General features: G+C 47.4%; 12 protein-coding genes. 11 read left to right on the top strand and 1 reads right to left on the bottom strand.

Features of this window, described 5'->3' with window-relative positions; genetic code table 11:
- The 5 genes from IE064_RS08835 to fliS form a co-directional block, all read left to right on the top strand.
- On the top strand, positions 1–674 hold a 674-nt coding region (locus IE064_RS08835; RefSeq protein ID WP_268244748.1), incomplete at its 5' end, for a flagellin.
- Between the two features lie 121 nt (positions 675–795).
- Complete coding sequence (locus IE064_RS08830) at positions 796–1242, top strand: flagellar protein FlaG (RefSeq protein ID WP_229799925.1); 447 nt, start codon at positions 796–798, stop codon at positions 1240–1242.
- 75 nt (positions 1243–1317) lie between these two features.
- On the top strand, positions 1318–2688 hold the full coding sequence (gene fliD / locus IE064_RS08825; protein WP_189617508.1) for a flagellar filament capping protein FliD: 1371 nt from the start codon (positions 1318–1320) through the stop codon (positions 2686–2688).
- Positions 2689–2715: 27 nt separating this feature from the next.
- Positions 2716–3042 (top strand): hypothetical protein, encoded by a 327-nt coding sequence (locus IE064_RS08820; RefSeq protein WP_189617507.1) that lies wholly within the window; start codon positions 2716–2718, stop codon positions 3040–3042.
- 8 nt (positions 3043–3050) lie between these two features.
- Positions 3051–3461, top strand: coding sequence for a flagellar export chaperone FliS (gene fliS / locus IE064_RS08815; RefSeq protein WP_133038561.1), 411 nt, complete (start codon positions 3051–3053; stop codon positions 3459–3461).
- Here the strand turns inward: fliS and IE064_RS08810 are convergent.
- Positions 3458–3673 carry a hypothetical protein gene (locus IE064_RS08810; protein ID WP_133038560.1) on the bottom strand — a complete coding sequence of 72 codons (216 nt, stop codon included), beginning with the start codon at positions 3671–3673 and terminating at the stop codon, positions 3458–3460. The two genes, fliS and IE064_RS08810, sit on opposite strands and share 4 nt — an antisense overlap.
- Before the next feature lie 83 nt (positions 3674–3756).
- Here IE064_RS08810 and IE064_RS08805 point away from each other — a divergent pair, with 83 nt between their 5' ends.
- The 6 genes from IE064_RS08805 (at position 3757) to fliG (ending at position 10938) form a co-directional block, all read left to right on the top strand.
- On the top strand, positions 3757–5187 hold the full coding sequence (locus IE064_RS08805) for a sigma-54 dependent transcriptional regulator (RefSeq protein ID WP_133038559.1): 1431 nt from the start codon (positions 3757–3759) through the stop codon (positions 5185–5187).
- An 86-nt stretch (positions 5188–5273) separates the two neighbouring features.
- Positions 5274–6347: a sensor histidine kinase gene (locus IE064_RS08800; RefSeq protein ID WP_133038558.1), complete on the top strand. Its 1074-nt coding sequence runs from the start codon at positions 5274–5276 to the stop codon at positions 6345–6347.
- The gene (locus IE064_RS08795; protein WP_189617506.1) at positions 6344–7678 is read left to right on the top strand and encodes a sigma-54-dependent transcriptional regulator; all 1335 of its coding nucleotides are present in this window, start codon (positions 6344–6346) and stop codon (positions 7676–7678) included. Before IE064_RS08800 ends, IE064_RS08795 begins: the two co-directional genes overlap by 4 nt.
- A 168-nt stretch (positions 7679–7846) precedes the next feature.
- Positions 7847–8179: a flagellar hook-basal body complex protein FliE gene (gene fliE / locus IE064_RS08790; RefSeq protein ID WP_133038556.1), complete on the top strand. Its 333-nt coding sequence runs from the start codon at positions 7847–7849 to the stop codon at positions 8177–8179.
- A 25-nt stretch (positions 8180–8204) separates the two neighbouring features.
- Positions 8205–9908 (top strand): flagellar basal-body MS-ring/collar protein FliF, encoded by a 1704-nt coding sequence (gene fliF / locus IE064_RS08785; RefSeq protein WP_133038555.1) that lies wholly within the window; start codon positions 8205–8207, stop codon positions 9906–9908.
- Positions 9898–10938 (top strand): flagellar motor switch protein FliG, encoded by a 1041-nt coding sequence (gene fliG, locus IE064_RS08780; protein ID WP_133038554.1) that lies wholly within the window; start codon positions 9898–9900, stop codon positions 10936–10938. The genes fliF and fliG overlap by 11 nt, the downstream gene beginning before the upstream one ends.
- Position 10939: the final 1 nt, after the last annotated feature.

Raw genomic sequence — 10939 nt, 5'->3', positions numbered from 1 at the left:
CAGCAGATACTGGCACACTTACTGTTTATGATGCAGCAGGTAATGCAGATAGTTATGATTTATCTACCTACAACGGTGATGCAGAAACGCTTGCTTCGGACTTAGGGAAAGCAGGGTATGATGTCAGTTACGATTCAGATACAGGCGATATCAGCTTTTCAGCAACAGGGGTCCAGGGGATCGAACTTACTGGTGGAACCGCAACAACAACAGCGACATTAGGCGGTATTACACCCGATGGTACCAATACAGCTGCGAGCGTAGCTTCCAGCCTGACATTGTCTTCATCAGATAAATTTACAGTGACCGATGATGGTACAGCTGATCTTGGTGAAATGCTGAGCGGTGGTACATCTACTCTGAATTCAGTCAGCAAGATTAATATCAATAGCGCGCAAGGCGCTCAGGATGCGATTGCCGTGATTGATGCCGCGATTGCCGGGATTGACAGTCAGCGTTCTGACTTGGGTGCGGTACAAAACCGTATGAACTTTACCATCAGTAACCTGAGCAACATCTCCACCAACGTATCTGACGCCCGTAGCCGTGTGCAGGATGTGGATTTTGCCAAAGAAACCGCCAATATGACCAAACAGCAGATTTTGTCACAGACCTCTTCTGCCATGTTGGCTCAGGCGAACCAGTTGCCACAGGTAGCGCTGTCTCTGCTGTAATCGCTACTGGTACGGACAATGACACACGCAAAGGGGGAGGGCATTGATGCACTCCCCTTTATTGCTTAGATAATAGCTAGCGTTAATACTTGAAGTTGGGATGTCTCAGGTGTTATCAAGTGTGGGACGCAGACAAATGAACGGTGAACTATCATTTAATGCAGATTTGGGCTTGCAAGCAGCGGCAAGTGTTGCGATAAAAAAAGCCCCACAAGCAGATGCTGTGTCAGACAGTGGTAAGTCTGCACCTGCAGTTGTTAATGGCATGATTGTTGCTGAAAAAAATGCTACAGGGCTGCAATCCTCAGAACCGTCAACAAATAACTCGTCTGACGAAGAAGTGAGTAAAGATTCATTGCAGCAAGTGACTGATGACCTGACGGCAACCATGTCCATGATGCGCAAAGGGTTGCAATTTCGGGTTGATGAGCAAGATGGCATGCCAGTGGTCAGTGTGATAGATGTTGATTCTGGTGATTTGATTAGACAGATACCTTCGCAAGAAGCGTTGGATTTAGCTGAGAAGATGTCAGAGATTGCAGGATTGCTAATGAAAACAGAAGCTTAATGGCTTTATTGTTATTGGTTAGAACAACAGATTAAAGCGTTAACACATAAACTCGTTAACGAACCGGAGGTAGAGATGGCAAGCTTAACGGCAAATGGTCTTGGTTCAGGGCTGGATATCAGCGGCATCGTGACCGCGTTGGTCAATGCAGAAAAAGCGCCTAAAACTGCCGCTCTGGATGCTGATCAGGCAACTATCACCGCCAAAGTCTCTGCAATTGGTTCGTTGAAAAGTGCTATGTCCGGTTTTTTGGATAAGTTATCGCCATTATCTAAAACCGATACTTTCGGTGGTTTTAAAGCCAAACTTTCCAATAATGATTACTTGACTGCTACCGCTTCTACTGATGCCGTAGCGGGTAGTTATAAGGTGGTTGTTGAGCAGCTTGCAGAAAGCCAAAAACTGGGTTCTGCGGCGGTGAGCGATGTCACGGCCGGGATCGGTAGTGGTTCTGTTGCATTCACAGTTAATGGCGACAGTTTTAACGTTGATGTTGCGGCAACAGACTCTCTTCAAGATATTGTCAAGAAAATTAATTCGTCAGAAGACAACGTTGGTATTACCGCAACCATTGTTAATAGCGATAGCGGCGCTCAATTGGTACTGACATCCAATAAAACAGGTACAGACAATCAAATCCAGGTTGCGACATCTGCTGACAGCGAAGCTGCACTGACCAATACCTTCACTATGACCACGTTGCAGTCTGCCAAAGATTCGATTATTTATGTCGATGGCTTAAAGGTGACTTCAGACTCTAATACTGTAGACGATGCGATTACCGGGGTAACCTTAAATCTGACCGATGCTGATGTTAATAAATCTTCAACGTTAACAATTTCGCAGGACACAGCCACCCCTAAAAGTGCAATTAAAGATTTTGTGGATGCCTATAACTCCATGATGACCACAGTGTCAAATCTGTCCAGCTACAATGCGGATACTGAACAAGCGGCTGTGTTGCTAGGTGATTCAACGATTCGCAGTATTCAGTCGCAATTCCGTACTGCAATTTCATCTATGTTTGATACCGGCGATGGTAAGACTACCGCATTAACCAATCTGGGAATTAGTACTACCCGTGATGGTACGTTGGAAATTGATGATGATAAGCTATCTGCGGCGCTAGAAAAAAATCCCTCGCAAGTCTCGGCGTTCTTCACCACCGAAGATACAGGCTTTGCGGCAAAATTGCAGAGTATTGGTGATGCTTATACGCAAACGGGCGGTATTCTTGATAGTCGCAATGACTCATTGAACAACCAATTGGATCGCATAGGTGATCAACGAGAGCAATTGGACCTTAAAATGCAGGCTTATCAGGACCGTTTGACCAAACAATACAATGCCATGGACTTGATGGTCGGACAGTTAAATTCGCAAAATAGTATGATTTCTGACCGTCTTGCTTCATTGCCTGGTCTGGTGTCGTCCAATAAGAACTAGCGATAAACAACAAAGGAAATGTCCCAGGTGATTGTGGCTTTAGAACAGGTGAACCAGCAAATCGCTGAAGCGTTTAAAGAGATACAGCCGGTTTTAACGGATAATTTAGACGAGGCTGAAAAACTGGTGCAAACTTTGCAGAATCTTTTGCTACAGCGTCAAAAATTATTACGGCAGTGGTTACCTACAACGGTTGATGAAGATCGGCAAGAATTACTACAGCAACAGCGTTTGACGCAGGATTATGAGCGACACATGATGGTTTTCAGGAAACATTACGGGGATACTCTGGTGGCCAAAAAACGTAATGAGCGCAAGTTGGATTTATATAAAACCCTAGATGCACAAAGGTAGGTAATAAGATGAGAGGCTCTATACAGTCTTACCGCAAAGTATCACTTGAAAGCCAATTGGCTGATGCATCTCCGCATAAGATTACACAGATGTTATTTAATGGTGCTTTGGAGCGTATCGCTCAGTCAAAAGCGGCTATGGAACAACATGATTTTGCCCAAAAAGGAATTTTAATAGGGAAGGCTATCGGTATTATTCAGGGATTGAAAAATTCTCTGGTAATGGATGAAGGCGGAGAAATTGCGGCTAATCTGGGACAGCTATATGATTTTATGCTGCGGCGGATTACTGAAGCCAATGCTAATAACGATTTGCAAGCGCTTGATGATGTTGCGGTGTTGCTACGGGAAATAAAAGAAGCGTGGGACGCCATCCCAGCGGATAAACACTATCTTACGGCTAACAAAGAACATGCTTAAACGCTAAAGATTGTAAAAAAATAGGCACCTAAATCGGTGCCTGTTTTTTTACGTTCGCCATATTTTTGACACTTCTTCCAGAGCGCCTGCTTTATTTGGTCTAAAATCTTAATGTTTGAGACATAAAATCGATCGCGGGGTTGCTTATGTCCTGCCGATAATACAATATTCAGCATGGCTGTGGCTTTCGCTATAAACGTGAATAATAACATGTGTCTCTCCCTGGGTTTTGGACACACAAAAACAATTAGATTAAGTAATTACCTATAATTATCAGACCGTAGCGGCCTACTGAATGATGCAAACAGATCAACGAATTTTACTTGTCGGTAATCCATCAGAGCGTTCCAGTCGCCTATCCTGTGTGTTGGAATTTATTGGGGAACAGGTGGATGTTATTACGGCAGATGTGGCTGAACGACTGACTCCCGAGTTACGTTGCCGGGCCTTAGTTATACTTCCTGAGTCTCTAGATGAATCTTGGCTCAATTCCTTGATAGGCCGACTCCCGTGGCAACCTATTCTTAGCTATGGCAAGTTTGACCTCACGGCGTCTAATATCCTCGGAAACATTGACGAACCGTTGAGTTATGCACAGGTCACCGAACTGCTGCATTACTGTCAGGTCTTTGGTCAGATAAAGCGTCCTCAAGTACCTACCAGTGCTAATCAAACTAAACTTTTCCGGAGTTTGGTTGGTCGCAGTGACGGTATTGCCCATGTGCGGCATCTGATTAATCAGGTTGCCGAATCGGGAGCTACTGTGTTGGTAACTGGCCCTTCTGGGACGGGTAAAGAGGTGGTGGCCCGTAATATTCATTATTTGTCTGATCGTCGAGATGGTCCGTTTATCCCCGTCAATTGTGGTGCCATCCCTCCAGAATTGTTAGAAAGTGAGTTATTTGGTCATGAAAAAGGCTCGTTTACCGGTGCTATCAGTGCTCGTAAAGGTCGTTTTGAGTTGGCCGAAGGTGGTACTTTGTTCCTGGATGAGATTGGTGATATGCCGCTGCAGATGCAAGTTAAATTGTTGCGGGTATTGCAGGAACGTGTATTTGAACGGGTTGGCGGAGCGAAGGCCATTCAGGCGAATGTGCGAGTTGTGGCGGCAACTCACCGCAATCTGGAAGCGATGATTGAAGCTGGCGAGTTCCGTGAGGACTTGTACTATCGCCTCAACGTTTTTCCGATAGAAATGCCACCGCTGACAGAACGTAAAGATGATATTCCGCTGTTGTTGCAAGAATTGGTCAGCCGGGTCTTTAACGAAGGGAAAGGGCGTGTACGCTTTACACAGCGTGCCATCGATTCACTTAAAGAACATGGTTGGGCTGGTAATGTCAGGGAACTGTCTAATCTCGTTGAACGTTTGACGATTCTATACCCAGGTGGGTTGGTTGATGTGAATGACCTGCCGGTGAAGTATCGCCATATTGATGGCCCAGAGTATTCTGTGGACGTCAGTGAGGAGATGCAGGAGCGAGATGCGCTGGCCTCCATTTTCAGTGATGACGAACCGGTAGAAATTCCTGAAACCCGTTTCCCGAGCGAATTACCACCAGAAGGTGTTAACCTCAAAGATCTACTGGCAGAGTTGGAAATTGACATGATCCGCCAGGCGCTGGATCAACAGGACAATGTGGTTGCCCGCGCCGCAGAGATGCTGGGGATCCGCCGTACCACATTGGTTGAAAAGATGCGCAAGTACGGAATGAGCAAAGAATAGTCTTAATACTATTGATTATTAAAGGTTATTTTTTGGCATAGAATATGCCTTAACCTCGTTAACAGCATTTTTTTGACGGGGTTCTTATGGCTGCTCTACCGCTGGCTCAGTTGGAAACAATCTCCCATCGTGGACGTGAGTGGATCCAAGTAAAGGAAGCCGCCAACATGTCCAATCGGATGGAGCATATACTGCAGGCAATGCCGTCCGGTGTGGTTATCCTCAATGGTGATGGTATTGTGACTGACGCCAATCCGGTGGCCGAATCGTTATTGGATATCCCGTTGGTGGGTGAGCGCTGGCTCAGCATTATTAATCGCTCATTTGCTCCCCGCAAAGATGATGGTCATGAGGTGTCATTGCGCAATGGTCGGCGGGTGAAACTCGCGATAACGCCGCTAACGCCTGAACCGGGACAGCTGATAATGATCACTGACCTGACCGAGACCCGTCTGCTTCAACAGAATCTATCTCATCTACAACGTTTGTCAGCCTTGGGGAAAATGGTGGCTAATCTGGCGCACCAGATCCGCACGCCATTATCTGCTGCTTTATTATATGCGGCCAATCTAGGCAATCCTCGGCTTGAGCAATCTTCCCGTCACCGTTTTCAAGAAAAACTGCTTGATCGCCTTGGCGAGCTTGAGCGGCAGGTGAATGACATGTTGTTAATTGCCAAAGGTAAACAGGAACAGCTGGGTGAAAGAGTCCACATGTCAGATGTGATACAACAAGTGATGATGAACTGTGAACCCATTTGTGAGAAACGTCGAGTCGTCCTTGAAGCTGATATTTTAAGTGATGGTGAAATCTTGGCAAACCTGCATGGGCTCAGTTCCGCCATTAATAATTTGGTGATGAACAGCGTTGAAGCCGAATCTTCCCAGATTGTGCTGCAGGTTATTCGTACAACCAACACTGTTAGCTTGACGGTTGCAGATAATGGTCATGGACTGGATAAAAAGCTTCAGCGCAAAGTGCTTGAGCCTTTTTATACCACAAAAACGCATGGTACCGGTCTAGGGTTGGCGGTGGTGCAGTCGGTAGTGAAAAGTCACGGCGGCCAGTTATCGCTCAGTTGTGAACCCGGTCAGGGCTGCAGTTTTACGCTGACATTCCCACTTATTGACAGCAACACCTCTGGAGATAACCACGCATGAACGATATCCGGATCTTACTGGTAGAGGACGATGTTTCGCTACGGGAAGCATTGCTGGACACTTTACAGATGGCCAGTTATCAATGTGTGGATGTAGCGAGTGCTGAAGAGGCCATTGTTGCGCTGAAAAAATGTCAGTTTGATATGGTGATCAGTGATGTACAGATGCCAGGTATTGGCGGCATGGGACTACTGGATTATCTGAAACAGTACCATTCATCGATGCCAGTATTACTGATGACCGCTTATGCCACTATTGACAGTGCCGTTAGCGCTATAAAGCTTGGTGCCGTTGATTATCTCGCAAAGCCATTTGCGCCTGAGGTGTTACTGAATCAGGTCAGCCGCTATTTACGGCCTAAAGCCAGTGCTGGCGCACCGGTGGTCGCAGATGAAAAAAGTGTGGCATTACTGGAGCTCGCCAGTCGAGTTGCCGCATCTGATGCGTCGGTAATGATCCTTGGCCCTAGTGGTTCAGGGAAAGAAGTGTTGGCTAGGTATATCCATCAGAAAAGTCCTCGGGTGGACGCCCCGTTTGTCGCGATAAACTGTGCGGCGATTCCTGAAAACATGTTGGAAGCAACCCTGTTTGGTTACGAAAAAGGCGCGTTTACTGGCGCTTATCAAGCGTGTCCGGGGAAATTTGAGCAGGCGCAGTCCGGCACCTTGTTGTTGGATGAAATCTCCGAAATGGATCTTGGCCTGCAAGCCAAACTGTTGCGAGTGCTACAGGAACGGGAAGTGGAGCGTTTGGGCGGCCGCAAAACCATTAAACTGGATGTCCGGGTCTTGGCAACATCCAACCGAGATTTAAAAGAGATGGTGGCAAAAGGCGATTTTCGTGAAGACCTTTACTATCGCATCAATGTATTTCCACTGTCATGGCCAGCCTTGTGCCAGCGTCCCGGTGACATAGTGCCATTGGCCAAACATCTGTTGCAACGACATGCGAGCATCAGCGGTATTCAGCCGATGCCGGAATTTTCCGACAGTGCGATACGGCGTTTACTGAGCCACCGTTGGCCCGGTAATGTTCGGGAGCTAGATAATGTGATCCAGCGGGCGCTGATCCTACATCGTAATCAGTTGATTGACGCGACGGATATTGTCATCGACCTACAGGATGTGGCATTGGCGAACGAGGTGAGTGCAGACACTCCCGATGGCTTGGGTGATGAACTTAAGGCGCAGGAGCATATGATTATTCTCGAGACCCTTAATCAGTGTCATGGCAGTCGTAAGCTGGTTGCTGAGAAACTGGGGATTAGTGCGCGTACGTTGAGATACAAGATAGCCAGAATGCGTGAAATGGGTATTGAATTACCCGCCTGAGTCTACTTTTAAATCCTAGTAAATCGTTGATGGCAGCACTTATGCTGCCATTTTGTTAATGCAGTGATTCATTACCACTTCTCAATTTTTAATCTTTGGCAACCTTTTTGCATAAACCTAAATATCTACAGATAAGCCGTCAAATGGCTGACGACGGGAGACGACATCATGCAAATCGGTGGCAACCCTCTACTGCAGGAAATGCAGTCATTAACAGGTGAAATAAATCCCAATAGTATTTCACCCTCTCCACTTCGCCAGGTTAATAATACCAGCGGTGCCGATTTTGCGGATTTACTCAGCCAGGCTGTGGGTCATGTTAGTGAATTGCAGACTACCTCCTCGAGTTTGGCAACCCGCCTGGATATGGGGGATACTACCGTGAGCCTGTCTGATACTGTGATTGCGCGAGAGAAGGCGAGTGTCGCTTTTGAAGCCACAGTGCAGGTACGTAATAAGCTGGTTGAAGCTTATAAAGAAATCATGAGCATGCCGGTATAAATCAGCACGATAGTGGGAATTTAACGTGAGTACAGAATTAGTCGCAGAGAATAACGCCACACTTCCTTCCGCCAGCGGCGCGCAGCAGGAAAATAAATCCGGCGTAATGGGCATGCTGGGCAGTGTTGATATGCTAAGGCAGATCACGATGATCCTGGCGCTGGCTATCTGTTTAGCATTGGCTGTGTTTATTATGATCTGGGCGCAGGAGCCTGAGTATCGTCCGCTGGGTAAAATGGACACAGATCAGCAGGTGCAGGTGCTGGATGTTCTGGATAAAAACCGTATCCCTTACAAAATTGATGTTGATGTTATCAAGGTGCCGGAAGATCAGTATCAGCAGGTAAAACTGTTGCTGAGCCGTTCTGGGGTATCAACCAGCAGTGAAGATAAGGACTTTCTGAATCAGGATTCCGGCTTCGGTGTGAGTCAACGCATGGAACAGGCGCGGCTCAAGCATAGTCAGGAGTTGAATCTCGCGCATGCTATCGAAGAGCTTAACAGTGTTAGCCGTGCCAAGGTGATCTTAGCGCTGCCGAAAGAAAATGTATTTGCCCGTACCCGTTCAGAGCCCAGCGCTACCGTGGTGGTCACCACCCGCAAAGGTGGTCTGGGTCAGGAAGAGGTCGACGCGATTGTTGATATTGTGGCATCTGCGGTACACGGAATGGATCCCAGTAAAGTCACCGTCACTGATGCCAGTGGTCGTTTATTAAATTCTGGCAGTCAGGATGCTACCTCCGCGAGGGCCAGGCGTGAACTGGAAATTGTCCAGCAAAAAGAGCAGGAATATCGCAATAAGATAGATTCAATCCTGATCCCGATTCTAGGGCCAGAGAACTTCACCTCACAGGTCGATGTGAATATGGACTTTACGGCGGTTGAGCAAACAGCCAAGCGGTTTAATCCAGATTTGCCGGCACTGCGCAGTGAAATGACCGTGGATAATAAATCGGTTAATGGGACCAGTGGTGGTGTTCCTGGGGCGCTGACCAATCAGCCGCCGATGGCCTCCAATATTCCGCAGCAGGCGACCGGTGATAATGCAGAGAAACCTGTTTCCAGTACCAGTCATAACGAAGCGACCCGTAATTACGAGTTAGATACCACCATTAGTCATACTAAACAGCAGGTTGGTAACGTCCGGCGTGTCAGTGTTTCCGTGGCAGTAGATTTCAAGTCCGGCCCTGCTGATGCCAACGGACAGACAACCCGGGTACCACGCACTGATGCCGAAATGGCCAATATTCGGCGTTTGCTAGAAGGTGCTATCGGCTTTAACACCCAACGCGGTGATATTATTGAAGTCGTGACTGTGCCATTTATGGATCAACTGGTTGAGGCTTTGCCGCCAGTACCTATGTGGGAACAACCGTGGTTTTGGCGTGCAGTCAAACTGGTATTAGGGGCTTTGGTGATTCTGGTGCTGATCCTGTTTGTGGTACGGCCTATGCTGAAGCGGTTAATCTACCCGAATGAAACCAATATGCCGGATGAGCCACAACTGGGTCACGAGTTGGCAGATATTGAAGATCAATATGCGGCAGACACACTGGGCATGCTGCATAAACCGGATGCTGAGTACAGTTATGCCGAAGACGGTTCCATCCTGATCCCCGCTTTGCATAAAGATGATGATATGATTAAGGCTATCCGAGCACTGGTGGCTAATGAACCTGAACTCTCCACTCAAGTCGTGAAAAACTGGTTACAAGACGATGGCAAATAACGAAGAGGCCAAAGCGCCTGCTGCTTTTGATGTAAAATCCCTCAGTGGCATTGATAAAACTGCCATATTGCTGCTGAGTCTGAGTGAAGCGGATGCGGCATCTATTCTCAAACATCTGGAACCCAAGCAGGTTCAGAAGGTGGGGATGGCAATGGCCAGTATGCAAGAGTTTGGGCAGGAGCGCGTTACCGCCGTGCATAAGTTGTTTCTGGATGATATTCAGAAATATTCTTCAATCGGGTTTAACAGTCAGGAATTTATCCGCAAAGCGCTGACCGCCGCATTAGGGGAAGACAAGGCGGGTAATCTGATTGACCAGATTGTTATGGGCAGCGGTGCAAAAGGGCTAGATTCATTAAAATGGATGGATGCTCGCCAAGTCGCCAGCATTATTCAGAACGAACATCCGCAGATCCAAACCATCGTGTTGTCTTATCTGGAACCCGATCAAGCGGCGCAGATATTTGCACAATTCCCGGAAAATACTCGTTTAGATCTGATGATGCGTATCGCCAATTTGGAAGAGGTTCAGCCTGCGGCGTTACAAGAACTGAACGATATTATGGAAAAACAGTTTGCGGGTCAGGGCGGGGCTCAGGCTGCGAAGATGGGTGGCCTGAAAGCGGCAGCCAACATCATGAACTATCTGGACACTGCAGTGGAAAGCCAACTGATGGAAACCATGCGCGAATCCGACGAAGAGATGGCACAACAGATCCAGGATTTGATGTTTGTGTTCGAAAATCTTATCGATGTCGACGATCGTGGTATGCAGACCTTGTTGCGTGAAGTGCAGCAGGATGTGCTGATGAAGGCATTGAAAGGTGCCGATGATCAATTGCGTGAGAAAATCTTCAACAACATGTCCAAACGTGCTGCAGAGCTTATGCGTGACGACCTGGAGGCCATGGGGCCGGTCAGGGTCAGCGAAGTGGAAGTGGCGCAAAAAGAGATCTTATCTATTGCGCGTCGCCTGTCCGATGCCGGCGAAATTATGCTGGGCGGTGGTGGCAGCGAAGAATTCCTCTAAG

The sequence above is a fragment of the Shewanella fodinae genome (assembly GCF_014651955.1).
Taxonomy (GTDB): domain Bacteria; phylum Pseudomonadota; class Gammaproteobacteria; order Enterobacterales; family Shewanellaceae; genus Shewanella; species Shewanella fodinae.
The sequence above is the reverse complement of the archived record's forward strand: the minus strand, read 5'-3'. Positions and strand labels throughout refer to the sequence as shown.

Excerpts from the sequence above, each read along its gene's own strand:
- fliE (WP_133038556.1), top strand. The coding sequence starts at position 7,847 with ATGCAAATCGGTGGCAACCCTCTACTGCAGGAAATGCAGTCATTAACA.
- fliD (WP_189617508.1), top strand. The coding sequence starts at position 1,318 with ATGGCAAGCTTAACGGCAAATGGTCTTGGTTCAGGGCTGGATATCAGC.
- IE064_RS08795 (WP_189617506.1), top strand. The coding sequence starts at position 6,344 with ATGAACGATATCCGGATCTTACTGGTAGAGGACGATGTTTCGCTACGG.
- IE064_RS08805 (WP_133038559.1), top strand. The coding sequence starts at position 3,757 with ATGATGCAAACAGATCAACGAATTTTACTTGTCGGTAATCCATCAGAG.
- fliG (WP_133038554.1), top strand. The coding sequence starts at position 9,898 with ATGGCAAATAACGAAGAGGCCAAAGCGCCTGCTGCTTTTGATGTAAAA.
- IE064_RS08800 (WP_133038558.1), top strand. The coding sequence starts at position 5,274 with ATGGCTGCTCTACCGCTGGCTCAGTTGGAAACAATCTCCCATCGTGGA.
- IE064_RS08810 (WP_133038560.1), bottom strand. The coding sequence starts at position 3,673 with ATGTTATTATTCACGTTTATAGCGAAAGCCACAGCCATGCTGAATATT.
- fliS (WP_133038561.1), top strand. The coding sequence starts at position 3,051 with ATGAGAGGCTCTATACAGTCTTACCGCAAAGTATCACTTGAAAGCCAA.